This is a genomic window from Aliidiomarina sp., assembly GCF_022565475.1.
Taxonomy (GTDB): domain Bacteria; phylum Pseudomonadota; class Gammaproteobacteria; order Enterobacterales; family Alteromonadaceae; genus Aliidiomarina.
The window spans coordinates 24,068-45,721 of the sequence record NZ_JAIUMR010000008.1; the positions used below are offsets into that span (position 1 = coordinate 24,068).

The 21,654-nt window shown below is 49.4% G+C and carries 19 protein-coding genes; 8 read left to right on the forward strand and 11 right to left on the reverse strand.

All coding sequences use genetic code 11. The features are described 5' to 3' along the window. Positions 1-11: 11 nt before the first annotated feature. Positions 12-1,760, reverse strand: a complete 1,749-nt coding sequence (aceK, locus tag LAT77_RS08205) for a bifunctional isocitrate dehydrogenase kinase/phosphatase (RefSeq protein ID WP_290564076.1) — start codon at positions 1,758-1,760, stop codon at positions 12-14. 98 nt (positions 1,761-1,858) lie between these two features. Here aceK and LAT77_RS08210 point away from each other — a divergent pair, with 98 nt between their 5' ends. Continuing rightward, a complete protein-coding gene (locus LAT77_RS08210; RefSeq protein ID WP_290564077.1) occupies positions 1,859-2,794 on the forward strand; it encodes a LysR family transcriptional regulator in 936 nt (311 codons plus the stop codon). A gap of 43 nt (positions 2,795-2,837) precedes the next feature. Here LAT77_RS08210 and LAT77_RS08215 read toward each other — a convergent pair whose 3' ends face one another. The 5 genes from LAT77_RS08215 to LAT77_RS08235 form a co-directional block, all read right to left on the reverse strand. Further along, positions 2,838-6,014, reverse strand: coding sequence for an amidohydrolase family protein (locus LAT77_RS08215; RefSeq protein ID WP_290564078.1), 3,177 nt, complete (start codon positions 6,012-6,014; stop codon positions 2,838-2,840). A 134-nt stretch (positions 6,015-6,148) separates the two neighbouring features. Next, positions 6,149-7,510 (reverse strand): GntP family permease, encoded by a 1,362-nt coding sequence (locus LAT77_RS08220; RefSeq protein ID WP_290564079.1) that lies wholly within the window; start codon positions 7,508-7,510, stop codon positions 6,149-6,151. Positions 7,511-7,582: 72 nt separating this feature from the next. Continuing rightward, positions 7,583-8,908: an MFS transporter gene (locus LAT77_RS08225; RefSeq protein ID WP_290564080.1), complete on the reverse strand. Its 1,326-nt coding sequence runs from the start codon at positions 8,906-8,908 to the stop codon at positions 7,583-7,585. Continuing rightward, the gene (locus LAT77_RS08230; RefSeq protein WP_290564081.1) at positions 8,908-10,260 is read right to left on the reverse strand and encodes a hypothetical protein; all 1,353 of its coding nucleotides are present in this window, start codon (positions 10,258-10,260) and stop codon (positions 8,908-8,910) included. The genes LAT77_RS08225 and LAT77_RS08230 overlap by 1 nt, the downstream gene beginning before the upstream one ends. 15 nt (positions 10,261-10,275) lie before the next feature. Beyond that, on the reverse strand, positions 10,276-11,010 hold the full coding sequence (locus LAT77_RS08235; RefSeq protein WP_290564082.1) for a VC0807 family protein: 735 nt from the start codon (positions 11,008-11,010) through the stop codon (positions 10,276-10,278). 186 nt (positions 11,011-11,196) lie between these two features. Here LAT77_RS08235 and LAT77_RS08240 point away from each other — a divergent pair, with 186 nt between their 5' ends. Beyond that, on the forward strand, positions 11,197-12,216 hold the full coding sequence (locus LAT77_RS08240) for a M28 family peptidase (RefSeq protein WP_290564083.1): 1,020 nt from the start codon (positions 11,197-11,199) through the stop codon (positions 12,214-12,216). An 84-nt stretch (positions 12,217-12,300) separates the two neighbouring features. After that, on the forward strand, positions 12,301-13,665 hold the full coding sequence (locus tag LAT77_RS08245) for a serine hydrolase (RefSeq protein WP_290564084.1): 1,365 nt from the start codon (positions 12,301-12,303) through the stop codon (positions 13,663-13,665). Positions 13,666-13,698: 33 nt separating this feature from the next. Here LAT77_RS08245 and LAT77_RS08250 read toward each other — a convergent pair whose 3' ends face one another. The 3 genes from LAT77_RS08250 to LAT77_RS08260 all read right to left on the reverse strand — a co-directional run bounded on the left by LAT77_RS08250 (position 13,699) and on the right by LAT77_RS08260 (position 15,234). Further along, entirely contained in the window at positions 13,699-14,130 is a 432-nt protein-coding gene (locus LAT77_RS08250; protein WP_290564085.1) for a hypothetical protein, read from the reverse strand. A 171-nt stretch (positions 14,131-14,301) separates the two neighbouring features. Beyond that, positions 14,302-14,676 (reverse strand): DUF2200 domain-containing protein, encoded by a 375-nt coding sequence (locus LAT77_RS08255; RefSeq protein ID WP_290564086.1) that lies wholly within the window; start codon positions 14,674-14,676, stop codon positions 14,302-14,304. 120 nt (positions 14,677-14,796) lie between these two features. Then, positions 14,797-15,234, reverse strand: a complete 438-nt coding sequence (locus LAT77_RS08260) for a PH domain-containing protein (RefSeq protein ID WP_290564087.1) — start codon at positions 15,232-15,234, stop codon at positions 14,797-14,799. 451 nt (positions 15,235-15,685) lie between these two features. Here LAT77_RS08260 and LAT77_RS08265 point away from each other — a divergent pair, with 451 nt between their 5' ends. Beyond that, the gene (locus LAT77_RS08265; RefSeq protein ID WP_290564088.1) at positions 15,686-17,038 is read left to right on the forward strand and encodes a triple tyrosine motif-containing protein; all 1,353 of its coding nucleotides are present in this window, start codon (positions 15,686-15,688) and stop codon (positions 17,036-17,038) included. Positions 17,039-17,086: 48 nt separating this feature from the next. Further along, positions 17,087-17,590, forward strand: coding sequence for a GGDEF domain-containing protein (locus tag LAT77_RS08270; protein ID WP_290564171.1), 504 nt, complete (start codon positions 17,087-17,089; stop codon positions 17,588-17,590). A gap of 471 nt (positions 17,591-18,061) precedes the next feature. Here LAT77_RS08270 and LAT77_RS08275 read toward each other — a convergent pair whose 3' ends face one another. Both LAT77_RS08275 and LAT77_RS08280 read right to left on the reverse strand, forming a co-directional pair. Beyond that, complete coding sequence (locus LAT77_RS08275) at positions 18,062-18,226, reverse strand: hypothetical protein (RefSeq protein WP_290564089.1); 165 nt, start codon at positions 18,224-18,226, stop codon at positions 18,062-18,064. A gap of 12 nt (positions 18,227-18,238) precedes the next feature. Further along, the gene (locus LAT77_RS08280) at positions 18,239-18,823 is read right to left on the reverse strand and encodes a DUF6338 family protein (RefSeq protein WP_290564090.1); all 585 of its coding nucleotides are present in this window, start codon (positions 18,821-18,823) and stop codon (positions 18,239-18,241) included. 585 nt (positions 18,824-19,408) lie between these two features. On the opposite strand from LAT77_RS08280, the gene LAT77_RS08285 reads away from it, so the two are divergent. From LAT77_RS08285 to bla, 3 genes are all read left to right on the forward strand, one after another. Next, positions 19,409-19,681, forward strand: a complete 273-nt coding sequence (locus LAT77_RS08285) for a CopG family ribbon-helix-helix protein (RefSeq protein ID WP_290564091.1) — start codon at positions 19,409-19,411, stop codon at positions 19,679-19,681. Next, positions 19,678-19,959 (forward strand): type II toxin-antitoxin system RelE/ParE family toxin, encoded by a 282-nt coding sequence (locus LAT77_RS08290; RefSeq protein WP_290564092.1) that lies wholly within the window; start codon positions 19,678-19,680, stop codon positions 19,957-19,959. The genes LAT77_RS08285 and LAT77_RS08290 overlap by 4 nt, the downstream gene beginning before the upstream one ends. A gap of 561 nt (positions 19,960-20,520) precedes the next feature. Continuing rightward, positions 20,521-21,615, forward strand: coding sequence for a class A beta-lactamase (bla, locus tag LAT77_RS08300; RefSeq protein WP_367118145.1), 1,095 nt, complete (start codon positions 20,521-20,523; stop codon positions 21,613-21,615). Positions 21,616-21,654: the final 39 nt, after the last annotated feature.

Consider the following 21,654-nt stretch of genomic DNA (forward strand, 5'->3'; position numbering starts at 1 on the left):
CCCGCTGTCGGTTAGTCCGGCAGCGGGCTTTTTTCATCATATTTAACATGTAGAAAACGGATGTCCTGCGGATACGGGAAAATATCCGGTAGAATACCGGCGGCGATTCGCTCCTGCTGAGCTTGCCAAAACTCAGCTTGGGCAAGCTCCGGATGCAGTTCAAGAAATAGCTCTCGCAGCCGCTTTTGCGGGAAAACATAAGTCGGCAACTGCTCCGGGAACACATCATTTGGAGCCACTGACAGTGAATTACCGTCCATTAAGCTGTCGTCATACGACTGTGCTTTTGGCAAACTACGAAAATTCATCTCATGCAAATACTGCACCTCGTCATAATCATAAAAAACCACGCGACGCGTTCGCGTCACACCAAAGTTTTTTAACAGCATATCGCCGGGAAAAATATTCGCCGCCATCATTTCTTTAATCGCTTTACCATAGTCGGCAATAATCGCTCGAGTTTCCTCTTCGTTCGCATATTCCAGATAAATATTCAGCGGTGTCATGCGTTTTTCGATGTATAGATGGCGAATAATCACCAAATCATCTTCAAATTCGAGTGAGCCGGCAATCGATGTTTTTAATTCGGCCAGTAAATCCTCTGAAATACGGTTTAACGGTAACGCAACATTGGAGTATTCAATGGTGTCGGCCATCCGGCCGACCCGATCATGGCGTTTAACTAACTGGTATCGCGCCAGCACCGTGTCGCGGCCAAACGGCTTGCTTTCCCCAAATTCGTCGCGAATAACTTTGAAAACATAAGGGAACGACGGCATGGTGAATACCATCATAACCAAACCACGAATTCCCGGAGCAGCCACCAGCTGTTCATCGGCGTCACTAAAGTGATGAAGTAACTCGCGATAGAACTCGGTCTTGCCTTGTTTGTGCAAGCCAATCGACGAGTATAATTCAGCAAGCGTTTTGCGTGGCATGATGCCTTTCAGAAAGCGTACCAGCGCGCTCGGAGCACGGCACTCGACCATAAAATAGGCACGCGAGAAGCTGAATATGATGGTCATTTGATTGACGTCGGTAATCAATGCATCGACATACAATTCGCCGTCGCTATTGACCAGAACCGGTACAATAAAGGGATAACTCTGCGACTCGGTGACAATCCGACCGACCACGTAAGCCGCTTTATTTCGATAGAACGGGTTCTCGAGCACATCGACACGCAATTGGTGCGCACTGAGTGCACGGACTTTCGCTTGCCGTTGAAACGAACGCATGAGTTGCGCTACGCTGCTTTCTAGGTCAGCAAACGGCGCTTTAAAATCAAACTCAGTAATTAAACGTCGAAGTGTATCTTGCACCCCTTCCGCCACGGGGAAATATGAACGGTATTCACTTTCTATGGGTAGGGGAATGCGTCTGGCTAATGTTGACTCGACAAAAATGAACTGATTGTGGAAGTAACGCCGATGAAAGAGCTTACAAAATACTGAATTAAAGAAGGTTTCGGCGAGCTCCGCCTGAGGGTGAAACTGCAATAGTTCTTCATAAAAGGTCCGCACATCCTGCCACAAAACCTCGTCCGGTTGTTCGGCAATGCCGTCTTTGCGCAACAAGGCAATGGTTTCTTTGACGCGTAAGTCATAGAAAGAGATACGTTCGCGCGCTGCTCGTTGCAGTGCCCGCCACTCGCGCTGCGCAAAGTGAAATTTCGCTTCCGCCGTAATCGCACTAAAGCGTTGATAGTGGCGATGAAATCCGTGCAAAATCACCCGGGCTATCCGCCGACATTCGGCCATCCTTCTTGCTCCAAATCCTGTTGTTGATTGCAGTTCTATCACTGTGCTTTATAATTCCATTCATCCTATTTATATCTAGCCAATAGAGCAAACCCTTTATGAACCATTTTCGCAATCTTGATCTCAACCTGCTGGTTTATCTCGATGCACTGTTGCGGGAGCAGAACGTGACCCGCGCAGCCGAACAGTTAAATATTACGCAGCCGGCAATGAGCAACGGTTTGAAGCGATTGCGAGCGATTTTAAATGACCCGATTTTAGTGCGCACCAGTGACGGTATGGTTGCCACAGAGCGGGCGTTGGCGATGCAATCGCAAGTGCAGAAAATTTTGTATGCGGTCGAGGAAGTGATTCAGCCGACCCGCACGTTTACCGCAGAAACGAGCGATCGTGTGTTCCGCATTATGATCTCTGACTATGCTGCATCGACCTTGATGTCGCCTTTATTAAAAGCGTTGCGCGAGCACGCACCGCACGTCACCATCGACTTAATGACCCCAAGTGATGTCAGTTTTCATGATGTTGAAAACGGCAAAGTTGATATCGCCATCAACCGTTTTGACGATTTACCGCAGTCGTTTCATCAGAAGCTGCTGTGGCGCGACGACTTTACCTGCTTGGTACAAAAAGACCATCCGATCCTCGCGAACTATAACCTTAAGAATTACCTCGACGCCCAGCATTGCTGGGTGAGTAAAACGGGTTTTGGTGTCGGTATCGGTATGACCCCAGACGCGGTACAGAAACTCGGTTGGGTCGACGAGGCCTTAGCTAAAATCGGTAAACAGCGTCGCATTCGTGTGTTTACGCGGAACTACCATGTCGCAATGCATTTAACCTTGGAAGGGTTAATCGCTACATTGCCAACCCGAGCAGCGAAACTTTATGAAAATCATCCAGAGATGGTTTTACGTGAGCCGCCCTTTGCAATTCCGCCGATTGACCTACAAATGATCTGGAGTCCGCTGTTGCAACATGACGAGGGCCACAAATGGTTCCGTCAACTGGTCGCTGAAGTCGCTGAAGACCTATAAAAAAAGCACTCCGAAGAGTGCTTTTGGTTCTGTAAGTTAGTCCTTACTCAAAATAGAACGGTTTGCGTTCGCGAGCATGACGACCAAGTTCATTCATCGACTCAGCGTCAAACAAGCGACCGTTGACCATGGTATGGGTCACGCGATCACTGCTACGCAAATCGCGTAAGACGTCGCCGTCAATGATGGCTAGGTCAGCAAGTTTACCCGGTTGAATCGAGCCAATCGCATGTTCCATACCCAGTGTCTTCGCCGCATCATAGGTCGCGGTGCGCAGTGCTTGGTGGGCAGTCATACCGCCCTGCTCCATCATCCAAATCTCCCAATGCTGGGCAAGACCTTCACGCTGACCATGCGCACCCGCCGTCACCAAGACACCGCGATCTTGCAACTGCTTAGCACCTGCAGCGACATTGATGTGGTTATAGTGATGCGACGGAGCAATTTCACGACGCATAGAGCGAGGACGCAAGACGCGTTCAGGCACGTACTTGCTTAACCGTGGATGATTAAATACATCCGTATGTGCATACCAGTAGTTCTCACCCCAGATACCACCATAAGCAACACCGAGCGTCGGTGTGTAACCGGTTTCAGTTTGCTGCCAGAACTGCAAGACATCGTCGTGCATCACTTCCAGTGGAATCGCATGCTCAATCACAGTATGACCATCAGCGATCATGCTGAGGTTATGCTGGTGCAATGAACCACCTTCTGGCATCACCATCATTTCCAGTTCGCGTGCGGCTTGAATGATTTGTTGACGCTGGTCACGACGTGGCTGGTTATAGCTCTTCACCGAGAAAGCACCAACTTTCTTCATCCGCTCTAAGTGGAATAAAGCATCATCCAAGCTGTCCACATGCGCAGTTGCACCTGGGCTATTCGCACCGTACAAAATGGTTCCCGTTGAGAAGATCCGAGGACCGACAATCACGCCCGCTTTTTGCTTCTCACTGGCAGCAAAAATCTGCGACGTATTGTTCGACGGGTCATGAATCGTCGTCACCCCAAAGGTCAAACCGGCGTATAGCATCCAGTTTTGCTGAGGAATAATCTGGTTTTCACCTTGCGCACCGTGAGCGTGGGTATCTATCAGACCTGGAATAATGGTCTTGCCTGACACATCAATCACTTCCGCTCCGCGCGGAATGTCGACGCTATCACGTGCGCCGACGGCGGTAATCTTATTACCCGTCACGACAACCGCGCCGTTTTCGATAACTTCATCACCGTTCATCGTCACGACTTTCGCACCAACGAACGCAATGGTTTGATCCGGCACATGCACTGGTTGCGAGAAACCGATGTTCATACCGTCGGCAACCAGCTGCTTGTCTTCATTCCCTTGAATCGAGAACATACCATTCAAATTCGCAGTATAAAGCTCTGGGCCTAAGGTCCAGAACAAGCTGCTGCTGTCCGCTGTCCAGTTGATATTATCGCCAGCCCGCTTAGAAATCTGTTGCACTGGGAACTGACGGTCGCTTGGACCAATCGAAATAGGCTGACCACGTTCCACAAACGGCGTCACATAGACGCGGAAACGCTCGGCAAACGCTAAGTATTTGCCATCTGGTGACACTTTATATTCAGTTGCGTGGCCCGAACGATACAACGTACGACTCTCACCCGTGGCGATATCGATACTGCGTAATTCTGGACCACCTGCGCCGAAACCGTTGACGTAAACTCGGTCATTCTGCGCGCCGAACTGCGGGTTCGAACCTGCACGCGAGAAACGACGAGGCTCTTCAGCGTCTAACGCTAAATGATACAAACCGCTGCCTAAACCGTGTTTCGGGTCGGTTAAGTAGCCACCGCTAACTTTGCGGTAAACAATCGACTGACCGTCCGGTGCGAAAACTGGCTCAACAAACTTACCTGGACCGGTTGGCAACACGCGCTCACGATTATTGCGCAGGTCACGCAAGATAATCTGACCTTGCTCTTGATCATGCCAAGTGGTGTAAACCAAGTACCGGCCGTCACGCGAGAACGCTGGGAACTGTTCAAAGCGCTCGTTTTGACTGGTTAGCCGCTCAGCACTACCACCATTTAAGTCGCGCACATAGAGATAACCCAAAGCTTCGTATATTGCGCGGTTCGCGTCTGGCGAAATAGCCGTATGACGGAGCATCCGCACATCAAACTCGTCCGCTTCAATATGCTGACGGAAGCGCACAGCTTGTTGCACTTGCTTCTCGGTTTGTACTTCGAAGCTAATATTCGCCACCTGACCGGAGTTCACGTCGAGTTTATGCACACCACCGTCGGCATAGAACACGATGTGGTTAGAGTCGTCAGTCCAATTCATGTGTGGATACACGCCATGAATCGCCCACGTTTCCTGCATGTCGCGGCTTAAGTTGCCATAGACTTCGCGGCGCTCACCGGTTTCTAAGTCATACAAATACAATTTACTTTGGAAATCGTCACGGCTAACAAAGGCTAAATATTTACCATCTGGTGACGGTGTTGGCCGAATCGCGCCGCCAGCACCAGAAATAATGGTCTCAATTTCGCCGGTTGCCAGTTCATAGCGCTTAATCGAGTAAATGCCAGCCACTGAGTCTTTGTTGTAATGAAAGGTTTGACCGGGCGTATCGTCTTGCGAGTAATACACATATTTGCCGTCTGGCGAGAATGCTGGTTCGCCGAGATCTTTTTGATCATTTGGCCGTGCGGTTAACATCACGCCTTGACCACCAGACTTGTGATACATCCAGATTTCACCAGCACCGAGTGAACGGCGCGCGGTGAAGTGCTTACGTGCAACTAAAAACTCACCGTCGGGGCTCCAAGCTGGACTATTCAGCAAACGGAAGTTCTCGTTGGTCACTTGCCATGCTTCACTACCGTCCGCTTTCATCACCCAAATGTTGTCACCTCCACCTTCGTCCGAGGTATAAGCGATATACTGACCGTCGGGGCTATAGGTCGGCTGCATGTGCCAAGCAATCCCGCCACGCAGTAATTCGGCCTGACCACCACCGGCCGGCATGCGGTAAATGTCACCAAGCATGTCGAAGATGATGTACTGACCATCGGGACTAATGTTGACACTCATCCAAGTGCCTTCAGTAGCCTGGATTTGTACGGTTTTAAACTCGCCCTGAGGTTCGCTAACGGACCATTTCTCAGATGCTACGGCCGTGCCAGTCACAATAAGTGACGCGGCTAAGCCGAGAGCAGGGATGATCTTCTTTAAGGTAAACATGAATCTTCCTCTGTTGTGATGCTCTTTCGTTTGTAGCGAGCTTCGCGGCTAATGTCCACCGGTTCGCGATTAAGCTCGCTTCTCTTGCGATGTATCGGTCATTTTTCATGTGCTAGCCAACTTGTACTAGCCAATCAATGCAGTGCCATCGCCAGCCCAACCACGATCAACGCCGCCAACATGGGCACTAATACTGTGACAACAAATATGTCGCGATAGGCTTCTTTGTGGCTTAAGCCCATCAAAGTAAACAAAGCGATGACCGCGCCTGAATGCGGCAAGGAATCAAGGCCACCGGCAGCGAGATTTGCAATCCGGTGCAGCAGCTCTGGCGACACACCACTTTCCAAGTACGCCGGCGCTAAGCTCGACATAAAGATCTGCAGGCCACCGGACGCCGACGCGGTAATCCCAGAAATCAGGTTTGCGGAAATGAACACCGACAACAAATCCGGCAGCTGCAAGCCCAGTAACCACGCTGCAAAGGCATGAAAGCCCGGGGTTTGAATGACGACACCACCGAAACCAATCACCGCAGCGGTGTTAATCAACGGCAATAAGGCATCGTCGGCACCTTGCCCTGCGGTTTTGACAAAGTTTGCTCGCACTGGAGGAAACAGCACATAACACAAGGCAGAGCCACTTAATAAGGCAAAGCTGGCCCAAAGAATCGGCTGTGTTAAGGCAAAACTAATCCAGTCGGCACTAACGCCGGAGAGCATTAAAAGACGCGGCAAGACAATCAAGAAGAGGACGGCAAGTATCGGTGCAATTGAGCGCGCTAGGCCGGGCAATCGCGCGTCACCTTGCGGTGCTAATGCAGCCATTTGCTCGTCTTTGGGCGTAGCTTGATAGCCTTCGCCGTTGCTAATGGCGGTGCGCCATTGCTTCTCGAGGTACCACATACCGAACCCGGCCATTAAAATCCCCGCAAGAACCCCGTACCAGCCACCGGCAAAAAGATCCGTACCAAGCGAGTTGGCAGCAATAACGTTGTGAATCGAGGGTGTGCCCGGCAATGCGGTCATGGTAAAGGTGCCGGCACCCAGCGCAATCGCTGCGGCATAGAGGCGACGCGGGATATTGGCTTCTTTCATTAACGTGACGCCAATTGGATACATGGTAAAAATGACGACAAACACAACGACGCCACCATAGGTGAGTAAAGCGCAAACTAGCATGGCAATGAGCAAGGCTCGCGGTGCTCCGAGCCAACGGGTAATGGCCATAGCCACCCCTTGCGCCGCATGACTTGCGGCCATAATGCGACCGAACAGTGCGCCACACAAAAACAGCAAAAGGAAGTTGCCGGCAAAACTAAACGCGCCGGACGCGCCGAAGGGGAAATGCTGCAAAAAGACTTCTTGCAGTGCCATCCCATTGGTTAAACCAATAACCAAAATCGAGAAAAGGACGGCCAGTAGGATATTGACGCCGCGCAGCGCCAAAACAATCAGTAAAACCAGTCCCGCTAGTAAACCCAGATGACCAAGCATGTATGTGCTCCCGCTGTTATTTTCATTATCTGTTCATGAAAGTAGCAAAGAAGCACTGAAAAAAGCTAGTGTTTAGGGCACCTCGGTTTCACGCGCTTGACGGCTGGCTTGGGAAAGTCCATGGACTCGGGCAAGCAACACTGCACCAATCACAAAGAAGCTAATCACTAACAGTAAGGCGTTTTGGCGCGAGAATAAATCAGCAACAATGCCGAAGGTGGCCGCCAACAGCATAGCTAAACGATTGAACATGCCCCACAAGCCAAAGGCACTGCCGTCGCGCCTTGGGCCTGCTAACAGTGCCACTAACGAGCGCGACGAAGCCTGTATCGAACCAATCCCCGTACCCGCCAGTAACGCGATAATTAAAAACACATCGCGCACTGACCAATTGATCGCAGCAGCCAGACCATGAATACCGTACATGCCGCTAATCGCAATAATCCACAAGGCGATGACCACAAACAAAACTTTGCGCGCACCGATATAACGTTCAATCACACCGAAGGCAATCGCGCCGAACAATGCACTAAACTGCGTCGCTAAAAACACCGCCACCAGATCTTGCTGACTTAAACCAAGTTCGCCAGTACTGTAGATACCGATGAATTTAACCACCACTTGGACGCCTGCCATGTAAAACAAAAACGCCCAGAAAAACTTAAACAATAACGGCTGTAGTTTCTGTTGTTCGGCAAGATTGAGGGTACGTAGCCACTGCCTCCAACTACCAGACTCCTTAACTAACTTAGGTTTTGGCGTCGGTAAACGCTCACGAACCAAAACAAATGTCGGAATCGCGACAATGACAAAGTAAATTGAAATGGCAATCATCGCCCACTGATGCTGGCTAATGTATTGCTCCGTGGCGGTATCGGGATCGGCGCGAATGATCATCAAGCTGACCATCACCATACTGACGAAGCCACCGATGTAGCCCAGCCCCCACCCGAGTCCGGAGACGAGTCCCATATTTTTGCGAGTCGCCAGCTGCGGCAAGAACGCTGACATGATTGCTTCACCGAGCATCCACGCAGTATTCGTAATCAGAATAATCGCGATGCCCCACCAAATATCGCCGGGTCCGACCCAGTAGAGGGTACAGGTGAAGCTCGCGCAAACCGCCGTGCTCCAGGCAAGGAGGCGTTTTTTCGAAACGCCTTGATCGATCCAATAGCCGACAATGGGCGATAGCACCATAGCCAGCAAAGTCGAGCCAATAATCGCAATCGACCAATAGGCATCACGCCAAACACTATCGGCCGGCACGATGTAAGCGACAAAAAATGCCGAGTAAACAAACGAAATAACAATCGTGGTGTAGGCTTGATTGGCGATGTCGTACATCGCCCAGCCAAAGATCTCCCGTTTGCGGGCATTTCTCTGTAATTCAGCCACTAGTCAATTGCCTCTGTTTCAACGATACCATTGCGGTTAAGAACAACTTTCCAGCGCTGAATATCTTCCCGATCACTCCAACGTTCGCGAATGACCAAATTCAACACCGAACGCTTCTCGACAATATCTTTCACCACTTCATTACCGTCTTGGCGATAAATCGGATAGGTGCTCTGTTCTAACAAAGGCGAAAGCACTTCCAAGTCAAGAATGACGGTTTCACGCGTGGTTGCATAGCCACTCAAAAATCGCGACGTCAGCATTTTCGACCAACTGCGGTAATGGAGAATCGTTTCCCCGCGCTGCGGCGTATTCGCCTTGCGAGCTTTCTGAATGGTATCGGGCAAGTCCGCGAACTGCTTAAAGTCAATCCATTCGAGCGATTTACCCACCATACTCTCGTTGTTCGGATCTATATACTGGTGCCGCCATTTCGGTCGGCCTTTGCGCAGCCAGAGCCAGAGCTTTTGGCGAATATCGTCTTTGAATACTTCCCGCACCGCATACAACAGCGCCACCGCACCAATGAATACCGCCGTAATATCGCCGAGGGTGTCACGGGCGCGCAACACAGCAAACGACACCGCGGTCATGACAACCGCTGCCACACCCGCTTTAACAAAGCGTTCCTCGATGTTACCGAGTTCTTGACCAACCCGGCGCAAAGTCACCGGAAACTCAATTAAACGCCTTAACAAACGCATTTTGTTCGACATCCGCGTGCTGTCTGCGTTAACTCGCTCCGAGTTATATTCGTGTTCAACGCGATACTTCGCTTCGCGTCGGGCAACGCGTAACAACACTTCGCGAATATCCTGTTCGTCCGCCGCAAATTCGAGCTCAGCCGCCAAACGAAGGAACTGTTGCTCGGAAAACCACGACAAATAATTATCAATATTGGTGTAGTAGCGGCGCATGGCATCGTCTTTGGGCGAGCCACGACGCAGTCGACGAATAATGGTGGCGCTTAAATCGAGCAGTTCCGCTAATGCCTCACGCATGTTCTCAGGGCGCTCACGCAAAATACGTCCGACTTCCTGTTCCATCGCTGTCACATACTGAAACGCGTACAAACTCAGGCTCAAACGATATTCCGAAGTCGGCCGATCTTGCTGTTTTGCAATGCGCTGGACCAGACGACTGCGCACCAAGGGCTCGAGTTGCACTTGGCTGTGATACGTACGGTTGACATGAAACGCTTGATGATAAAAAGCGCGCTCGGAAATAAGTTCCGGCGTCAGACTTAGTTCGCCTGGAATAAACAAACACAAATCAAGCTCATGCTCGGGATAGTCACCCAAGTCACGCACGATCCGCAGGCTAAACGCTTCATTACTGTCAACAGTAACCAATTTAGCGGTAACTCCTTACTTCTTTTGATCGACGAGAAAGGCTTCGACAGACTCGCCCGCTAATGCACTTATTCTAGCGAATAAATAGAAAATCGCACCGAAAAGCACCAACATGGTGGGAAGCACAATAACCGGAAAACTCAACGCCGTCATTTGCGCAATTTCACTATTAAACGCTTCACTCCCAGCGGGGCTGACCACAATTTTTCGCGCGAGCACGAAATTCAACACGGCAGAAAGGAAAAATGCGCCAGCCACACCATTGCCGGCATTATTCACCACTCGCCGAAACGCAGCCACGTTGTTGCGCGCTTGCAATGCGGCATTGAGTTTATTGGCATCAATCATCTTCGGGTTCAGCAGCATTTTCTCGACAATCGGAAAGCGTGTGTAACGGCTAAACCACACGGCAAGGCCAATAATGCCCGGCACGGCCGCTTCTTTAATGGCGATGTATTTCGGATCTAACTCAAGCAAACCAATACCACCGGTGAGTAACACACTGATTAGGCCGAGAATTGAAAAACCGTTGATTTTTCGACGCTTCCATAACTCCCAAGTACCGAAACCGAGTGGAAAGGCGAGCGCGACCACGAGCGCAGTTGCAGGGCCAAGTCGCTCTGGGCTACTCAGCTGCATCAGAATGATCACCGGCAACACAATATTAAATAGAATATTCACCATCAAGCTTGGCTCTTTATCATGCTGCTCTGCGGGTGACGACGTAAGTGGCTTTTGCGGTTGATTCATAATGACCTATTCATCGAGAGTATGGAGACGCACTTATAGTATGTGAAAATCAGTCATTTTGCAGCTGCAATTGGCGGTGTCAGCGATGCTGCTCGGCTGAAACTCGACAGAACAAGAAAGATTCCGCTAGAATGCGGAAGCAAAAATTTTAATCGCCTGCAGCGACCTCACTTTAATGGAGCCATCATGGGCCTGATGACAAAACAGCACGTAAAACGTTTTTGGCCGCTTGGCCTGCTCATTCTTATTCTGATTCTTGCCTGGTGGCCCGGCAAACCGATTTACCTCCATGTTGCGACGCAAATCGAAGCCGAGCGGATTGCTGCTATTACGCCCGACCAAGGTGCCGCACAAACGCCTGAGCGCTTGAGTATCGACCGCATGATGACCGACCTCCATTGGTTAGCCCATGAAGATCGTGCCGGTCGCTTTCCCGGTACCGAAGGTGGCTTAGCCGCCCGCCAATACATTGTCGACCGCTTCGCTGAACTTGGGTTAATTCCAGCGGGCAGCGACGGCTACCTGCACGCCTTTGACCACCCCGGCGTGGAAGACGCCGCCAACGTGCTCGGCACCATTATTGGTAGCAACCCTGAGCTACCGAAGATTGTCATCACGGCTCATTACGACCACCTCGGTGTGCGTGGTGACCGTATTTTTTACGGTTCTGATGACAACGCATCAGGCACCGCCGCGTTGCTCGAAATCGCTCGCTACTTCAGCGAAAACCAACCGACGCACACCTTATTATTTGCCGCTGTCGACAGCGAAGAACATGGTTTACTCGGCGCCCGTGCGCTCTTCCGCACCGGGCATTTGAATCCAGACGACATCGCCTTTAACGTCAACATGGACATGCTGAGCCGAGACACCGATGCGTTGCTCTTTGCGGTTGGCACTTATCATCACCCTTGGTTACGCGGACTCGTACAACGGGTACAGCGCGAGAGTGGCGCACGCATTGTCATGGCTCATGACCGGCCGTGGTGGCGCGCAGGTCGCACCGATGACTGGACATTAAGCTCAGACCATGGCGCGTTCCATGAAGTCGGCATTCCGTTTATCTACTTCGGTGTAGCGGATCATCCTGACTATCACTCACCACGCGATACGTCAGACCGTGCTGACGTTGATTTTTTCCGGATTACCGCAGAAACGTCACTGAGCTTTATCAAGCTGATTGACCAAGTGCTGGCGGAAAAATAACCAGTCATGTTACAGTAAAGAAAGCGACACATTGATGCATTGCAGGCTATACTGCGCGGATAACAATAAACGAAGACATGATTCATGAGCAAAATGACGTTTAGCCAAATTCTGATCAGCGCGACCGCTGCTTTATGTAGCTTTGCGATTGCAGCGTCAGCGCAATCGGCGAGTACCGCACAAAAATCAGACACACATACAGTCATCCGCTCCTTGCTCGAGCGTCAGCAGCAAGACGTGTCATTGTTTCCGCAGTTTCAAGAGCGCTTTCAACACTTATTAGCCGCGGACAACGTACCTGGCGGAATATACGCCATCGTTCATCGCGACCGCATCGTCGAAGTACAACCATTTGGCGTTCGCGCAGCAGGTAGCTCGGAGCCTGTCGACGGCAATACCGTTTTCCGTATCGCTTCCGTTTCGAAAACCTTCGCCGGCACATTAACTTCGTTGCTCGCGCAACAAGGCATTGTTGATTTGCAGGCGCCCGTACTCAATTATGTACCGGACTTAAGCTTCAAAAACCCAGAGTTCAACCGCTCGCTTCGCGTTGAGCACCTTGTCGCCCAGAGCACTGGAGTTATCCCGAATGCCTACGACAACCTGATAGAAGCGAACATGGAGCGACAGCAGATTCTGCCCCACTTCAAACGCATTAACCCAATGTGTACGCCAGGCGCGTGTTATGGCTACCAGAACGTTCTATTTAGCCTCATCGAAGACGTGGTTGAAGAGCGCACCGGCAAATCCTACACCCAACTGGTTGAAGAGAACTTATTTGCACCACTTAATATGCAACATGCCTCGTTTGGACTCGACGCCTATCTCGCGAGTACAAATAAAGCAGCCCCGCACATTCGCGGCCGCAATGGTTGGTTCTCACGCGAAGTGGGTCCTCACTATTACCGCTATGCCGCAGCTGCCGGCGTCAATGCGAGTGCCACCGACTTAGCGCAGTGGCTTATCGCGCAAATGGGTTATGCCCCAGACGTGCTGCCAACCGAAGCTATTTTAGCCTCACGGGAAAAGCGCATTCGCACCACGCGTGACCTCCGCCGTCGTAGCTGGCGACCGTTTCTGAATGATGCACACTATGGTTTAGGTTGGCGAGTCTATGAATTCCTTGAACACGAGCTGGTCTATCACGGTGGATGGGTGCAAGGCTTCCGCGCCGAGATTGCTTATTCACCCGACTATGAAATAGGCCTCGTAGTACTGATGAACGCAGAGTCATCGGTAATGAATGAAATTGCCCCAATGTTCTGGAGCCATGTCATCCCACTGATGCAAGAAGAACAGTGGGTGCCTTACCGTTATGCGAATAACATCCGCTTGAGCGAACCCAAGCATTTCGACACACTTGATCGTGCGACGGCAGAAACCCCACAACGAAAACCGCTTCCATTTGGAGAGCCCCAGTTAATTCCGAGTGGCGTGCTGACGCCTTAATTAGCTTTTGGCTTGTGAAAACGAGTTAGGAACTTAACCGAAGTATAGCTCACGATATCTACTCAGCACGATAAACATCCAAACCTTCACCATCAAAGCACTCCCTAAGATGAGTAAAGTGACGGCTTTCGTTTGGTAGAAAACAACAAAATCAGCCCCCGAATCAGTCACAGCGTTGACCATGAGCACCACATTAAAAAACACAAACAGCACAAGGATTACTTTTGCCAAAAAATACAAAATACGCTGAAAAAACAGAATGCCAAGGCCAACAGGAATCAGAATTAACTCAATAAATAGGTTGAAGTCTATTGTCAAAACACCTGTCGCAACAAATTGCTGACCTTTGTCAACTAAACCGAAAAGTCCAAAAACTAAAAAAATCGCTGCGACCAACTTCAATGCGAATGGACGTCTTTTCGTCGTTGTTGTCGAAACTCCATTTTGCCGACTGTTTTCGTTCATTTTTATGTTCCTTATAAATAGTTCTTCTGACTAGTGAATGCTCATGACTGAGGTGGAATCAGATTCACACCGGAGTATCTCGGAAACAAGTCTAAATAGGCGATAAGGTACCCATATTCTCTACTCGTAAGTCGCCCGCGTTTATGTTCCTGTGACACTGTGCGCCTCGCTTCACGTGCGACTGGATGATCTTAAGATTTTATCCATCTTGCGTCCCTTAGCGAGCTCGTCAACTAATTTGTCTAGGTATCTGACTTGTTTGGTTAAAGGCGTTTCGATTTCTTCAATCCGGTAGCCACACATCAAACCGGTAATCAGATGGGCATTTGGATTCAGCGTTGCTTGTGCAAAGAATTGCTCAAAGGTGACCGGAGTCTCAATGTAATACTGCAATTCCGTCCCTTCGAAGCCCGTCAGCCATGTAATGACTTGATGCAGCTCGTCCACAGTGCGTCCCTTGCGCTCGATTTTCGTCACATAATGCGGATAGACCGAGGAGAACGTCATATTCGCCATTCGTGCGTCGTGCTCTTTGGTAGTTGTCATGGGAAGCTCCTTACTGGCTTATTACTGGCTTATTACTGGCTTTTTTCTGGCTTAGTACACTTCTAGTGTCGACAACCTGAAGAAATTCGTGAGGCTGGCCATTTAGCCGTGACAATATACTTAACGCGACTCTTCTGTAATCGTCAGTGATTTTCCGCACCGTGCCTCCAAGTCTTGGATAAAGGCTTCTTTATCCTTTGGTGAGATCATAATAGTGCCCCAGCGCCCATAATTAATCTGCAGTCGATCCAGCGACAACGCTGGACTCGACAATGGATTTGACGTCGGCGTGACACTCTGAATCTGATTAACGGGCACTTGCCATTTGAACGGCCCGCATCGCACAATGAGATTGGTGTCGTTTAAAGTGTAGTTGGTGCTTTTCATCAACCACAAGGGAAAGCCAGCGCCAACAATGAGCGCAGGTATGGCTAGCATAATTGCACGAATTTGTCCGGTCATCAGCACCGAAACAAAGACAATGAAAAAGACACTGACAATAGCGACCAAGACCAGTACAAACCATGTGTCAATCTTCGATGTATAGACCCGCTCCATGCTTATCTCCCCAAGGTAACCACGTAATCGTCAACGGCCGTAACAACAGCTGCGCCGAACAAAGTACGCCAAGAATCGGTTGCATGCCCGCTTATTCTTGACTCAATAATGTAGATCATAACTAGTTTCTAACCAATAGACAGTGACATATTGCGCTAATTTAACAATATTGAGGGATAGGATCCGAAATTGGACTTGGCTCATAAGTCGTTTATTCTCAATTCAATGACTAATCACCATTGAGCGGATAAGAGCTTCACATTCTGGTGGTGATTCACGCGGCAGACATTGGCCCCGAAAAAGGACCCAAACACGTGAAAAGTCTCTCTCGATTCGCATCCACCTGTTTGACGAACACGGTCGTCATGTAAATCACATCAACCGTGAGGCAGGTTTGCTTGCTAATGCCGTCAATCATCTCACATTAGATCGGCAAGGTGGACTCTGGGCTATGCTACAACACGGTGAACAGTTGCTGATCGCTTATCATCAGGGCGTATTCGCCTTGGAGAAAGACAGTGAGAACGCCAAGGGCGTTCTGCAGGTCGGCGCTCCGGTTTTTGTCTTGAAAGCCTCAGATTCCATTCCGAATCGCGTCTATCTGGGCACACAGAATGGACTGACCGCGATGGAGTATGACGGCGAAAATTGGCAACCGTTGGAGTTCACCGATGCTCTGCCCTTTCCCATCCGTAGCATGGTCAATGCCCCAGACGGATACACTTGGCTGGGAACCGACTTCTCAGGGGTAATCCGTTTGCAGCTAGACGACTCATTGTTTCCAAGTACCCCTGACTGGACAAGATTTGCTGAGCCGGAAGGATTCACCTCAACCTTTCAACTCGAACCTACGCTCATCGATGGCAAGCTCTACATCGCACGCAGCGACAGCTTGTATGAGCTCGCTGAATCGGGCGATCGCGTCAAGATAACTCGTGATTTTGGTTCGTTTTTTCCACAGGTCGAGACGTCAATCTGGAATGCCCACAAGGACAACTCTGGTCGACTCTGGATTCACCGATTCGAAAATAATCCACGTCGCAGTGAGCTGGGATTTGCCGTGGAAATTGATGGTGATTACCAATGGCAGTCTCCGAGCTATTTGCGCGCACTCGACAACCACCATCTACCAACCTTTTACGCGGATGACTCTGGTATCTTGTGGTACGGTGGTGCACCTGGCCTCTTTCGCATCAATCCAGAGGCGACACCTCCGGAAGAGTACCAGTACAGCCTGCGGCTGCGTGACATTCGTGATAGCGAAGATCAATCGTTACTGGCGCTATTAGCCGAAGAAGGCGCATTAACTGTGCCTTACGCCGATAATCGCCTGCGCTTTGAATTCGCGGCGCCCAGTCATGTTCAGCGCGAGGCTATTCGCTATCAAGTGCGCCTTGATGGACTGGACAGCAACTGGTCACCCTGGTTTGAAGAGCCTTCGATGACCTACACAGGCTTACGCGAAGGCAGTTATCAATTTCAGGTTCGAGCACGCGATGCTCAAGGGAATATCAGTGCGACCACAGCCATCGATTTTCGGATTTTAGCACCTTGGTATCGCAGCGTTAGGGCTTACCTTGTCTTCGCTCTGGTCGCGCTGTTCGCCGGACGAGCGTTGCTGCGTTGGCGATTCAGTCGACTCGAAACACAGAAACGCGAACTCGAACATCAGGTTCACGAGCGTACCCGACAACTTGAGGAGGCCATGGTCACCGTTCAACTAACCGGCCTGCACAATCGACGGTATCTGGAGCGCTTTCTGGAGCAGGATTTAGCCGGTGTGCACCGCCTGTTTGATGATTAGCAACAATCTGGCGGCGCCGCCCCTGCTCCGCACGGCCATATTTTTTACCTGATTGATATCGATTATTTTAAAACAGTCAATGACACGCGCGGGCATTCAGCCGGTGACCGCGTACTCGAACAAATGGGTAACTTGCTCAAATCCATCTTCCGCCCAGCTGATCATCTCGTGCGTTGGGGCGGCGAGGAATTTCTAGTTATTGCCCGCCATTTGCCTGGAGATCAGGCGGTGCAAATGGCCGAGCGGGTCCGGCAAACAGTAGCCGAGCATGTCTTCGAGGTCGAACAAGATGCCTGTGTACGCTTGAGCTGTTCAATAGGCTACGCGCCCTATCCGCCTCTGGCCGATGCGCCACAAGCGGTAAACTGGTTGAGACTGGTGGATTTAGCAGATACCTGCCTGTACACAGCCAAAAGCAATGGTCGCAATCAGCATGTCGGCATAGTCCCCGGTGCGTCAGCAATGACGATTGAGGAGCTTGAAACCATGCTAAGCGATCCGCCGCGTTTGACGCCGGTTCCGGGGATCGAGGTTGTTAGATCTACAGGATAGAAGTTAGGTTATTTTGTGGATCTGACGCAAAGCACACGGGCGGAAAAACGCGTTAGCGTTTGACGTCCCAGCAGCCGCAGGCTGCGAGTGATGCGTATTGTTAGCTTTGATTGCGTTTAAATGCATAATATTGTTTGAAAAAATATAGATATACACCAATAACCACAGCTAATAGCAAGAAATAAATATTGCTAAAGATAATACTATTTACAGCAAAAATGGATGAAATAATAACTGCCCAGAAAAGTTTGCGTGGCTTTGAGTATTCTACCTTTACAAAATATCCTTTCTTGAGCGCCAACATTTGTATGACAAGCAGTGCAACTATTACAACGAACACAAGAAATTGCGCATTTAGAAACGAAAAACTATCCATTTACTCTGGTCTCCCTAAAAAGCTAACGCCCAAAGCAGCGGCGCGCGTCAGCGCGTCCAGCCCGAAGGGCGAGGCTGCCTTTGCTTGTTATACACTTATTCATCACCCGGAGGATTATTAGTTGGGTTATCACCGCCACTAGTAGTTGGAACATAGCCCCCTTGAGGTTTAGGGTCACCAGCTGGCTTCGCTGGTTGATAGCCCTTCTCGGTTTTTTGGGGAGTGTAGCCTTCATTGATTGGTTTATTTTCGTTAGACATAAAGCCTCCTGTTTAGCTTCTTAGCTCGATATGGGATATTTCACTCGACAGAATTATTACACCTGCCGTATTATTTTTGGCTCTTTCGAAGCCACCTTTGTCATTAAGCAACCAAGTTTCTTCCAGATAAATTTGTTCTGGTGCTGGAGCGCTTGAAGCAAAAGACTTAGCAGCGTATCGGCCAGCTATGATTGTGCCATTTTTTAAAGTTACTTTAACCCAATATGGCTTCCGCTGTGCAAATATGTAATCCCACGGTTTGGCCGTTGGATGTGGTGCATTTCGCTGAAAGAAGTTTCTTGTTCTTAGATATTTCCAGATCAGCACCCAAATAATTGGTGCAATAAAAAGCACAAAGACATAGAAAAGATAATATAAAAACTTGCACGAATCCTGGAGATTTCCGGATTCAATTGAAATTATCGGAAAAATTAGCAGGGCATAGTTAATGGAACTGTAGGCAATGGCATCTATGAGCTGATCGGATGTAGCTCTTTCCGTGCCCGGAAAAGCCAGCTGATAGGCTTTGATACTAATGAATCCTGGTATCACAAATGCAAGAAACAACGCCAGCTTATCTATTTCCCATATATCCATTAAGAGCTCCATTGTTGGATAGTGTATAACATTTATATATGAGGCATGCACGGTGTATCGAAGCGGCAAAATCGTGGGAGGTCTTGTTGATATTGGTGTATTCAAGGGTGCTCTCTGCGCTCTTACGCATACAAACCGTGCATGCGTAATTATTTTTATCCGCGCGACGTTACTGCCACTTACTTTTCATTTAACTATTTGACTCTAGTCGTATTAATCGCGCAAGGCAAGTCGATAATATGCGCGATGTCGCACCAAACCGAGCATAAATGGAATAGCGGTATACATTACAATTATGTGTTGGAATCAAAAACAATGGAAGTTAGCTTATGCCGCAAAGCCCGTTTATGGTCTACATTGTTGAGTAAATAATAAGCAAGCATGCGATTAAAAATGTGCATGCGCATTTTGCACCGTGAGAACAAAGGGAGGCGTTCGTGAGAACCTCAGTATTTACCAGTCTTTCAAGTTTTTTCTTGCCGTCAATACACCGCGCATGCCTAGTATATAAATGTTAAATTTTTTGCCTACCCTTGTAGACTATGCTGTAATACGTTGTAGTCATCCAATTCGAGGGTCTTAGTCATGAGCGTCACCACAGTTCGCCTTCAAGCAGAAGTTGAAAAGCATCTGGAAGCAATCGCCAGCAGGCTGCACCGTAGCAAAGGCTGGGTGATCAACCAGGCATTGTCGGAATACATAGAAAAGCAGCAACTTGAGCAAGAGCGATGGAAACAAACGTTAGAGGCAATGGAGTCTGCTGCCCAAGGCAAGGTTGTTGATGCCAGCGAGGTTCACAGTTGGCTTAATAGCTGGGGAACCGATAACGAGCAGGATGCGCCGAGGTCAGGTAAGTGAAGTTGGTTTACACGGACGAAGCCATTGATGATTTGAAACGTCTCAGGGAGTTCATTGCGGTGCACAACCCGTCGGTGGCAGCCAGGATTGCCTCCGAACTGGTTGGCAAAATCGAATTACTTCCAGATTTCCCCAAAATGGGCACGCCAGTTGAAATGGCACCGGTGCCTGACTCTGTTCGAGATATGGTTTTCGGAAAATACGTCGTTCGATATTCAGTTCATGCCAGTGCCATCATTATTCTCCGGGTGTGGCATGGCCTTGAGGGTGAGAGATAGCAATTTAACCAAACGCGGCACCCGGACGCCCTTGTCTCCGCTTCGCTACGTCAAGGTCGCTGGTGCGCTCTGCGTTAGGTAACTATGGAAGAATTTAAAGCCACATTGGTATTTTCCGACAGAGCTAACGATGGTGCTTTGAAGTCGAGTCTGGCGGCTGGTTCTCGCAAGAATGCTCGAGAACTGATTTTATGATTGGCGGCCTCATATACTTTAAAGAGTTTCTTGTGATTGGCTTAGATACTTGTGTCAGTGTGATAAGTCAAAAGGCGCCTGTGATACTAAAAAGCACCTAACAAGTTGCTTATCTTCGTTCCGAACACAAAAATCGTGTCCTCCACAGAACTGCATGCGTTGCAACGTCGCCTTCACTACCAAACCATGCATGCTAGCCGAGGCGAACCCTAGAATGTCCTTTTCTGACATTATGCGAGACCAAATGAAGCTGGCTAATGTTGGTATAATGAAGGTGGTCGATGGCTAGGGTAAAACTGATAAGTGCTCAAGAGTTGAGTGTAATGCGAGGATCCGGTCGGCGTCTGGTAACTGTCTTTGATTACCATGAAGCAAGACGGATATATCGCTGATTGCAGCAAGATGTGCATGATCGGTGATGTGACACCGGTCGCTAGGCGTTTGGTTGATAAGACCTATGAGGCCATGTGGGCAGGAATTGGCCGCGAAATGCACGAGGAATCACAAGTTTTGCATTATGGTCAGGCCGGTAAAGGCTTAGCTCTGCAGGAAGGAATGGTGCTGTTTCAAAATTCTATGCTCTGGAGATTAGTGGTGAAGTTTAAAGTCGTTGTTGCGTGTGCTGTTTTGTTCTTTCCCTCACATTTGATTGCTGATGAAGGCGTTCTATTTAGTGAGCTAAGACGTATTGAAAGCGATCTTGATGCACGCGTTGGCTTCGCCGCTTACGACACTGAAACAGGCATGAGGTGGGAATATAACTCCGATCAACGTTTTCCATTAACGAGCACATTTAAAACCTTAGCATGTGCGGCACTGTTAGAACGTGTAGACGCCGGAAGCGAACAACTCACAAGGAGCATCAGTGTTGCATCGTCGGATCTTGTAACCTACTCCCCAGTTTTAGAGGCGTATGCCGACAACCGTGACATAACTCTTGCAGAGCTTTGCGAAGCTACGATGACAACAAGCGATAACACAGCGGCCAATCTTATTTTGCAGAATTTAGGAGGGCCAGAAAGTATCACCGCATTTGCAAGAAAGTTAGGCGATGATGTTACGCGCTTGGACCGCTGGGAAACAGAGCTTAATGAAGCCGCACCAGGCGATGAGCGAGATACAACGACACCAAACGCAATGATTGGTAACCTCGAGCAATTGCTACTTGGCAATGTTTTAACAGAAGCGTCTATAGACTTACTAAAGATGTGGTTGGTTAATAACCAAGTTGCAGATGGATTGTTTCGGTCCGTAAAACCCAGTGACTGGATTATTGGCGACAGAACTGGTGCAGGCGGATTTGGCTCTAGAGCTATTACTGCAATTATTTGGCCTCCCGAACGAAAACCCACATTCGTAGTATTTTACATAACAGAAACAACAGCCTCATTCGAAGAACGCAATACTGCAATAGCGCAGCTTGGGCGTGTTCTTATAGAACTAATAGAATCGAACGAGTGAGTGTTCCGCGCCCCTCGGGCGCTCTCAAGTTGCGCGCAT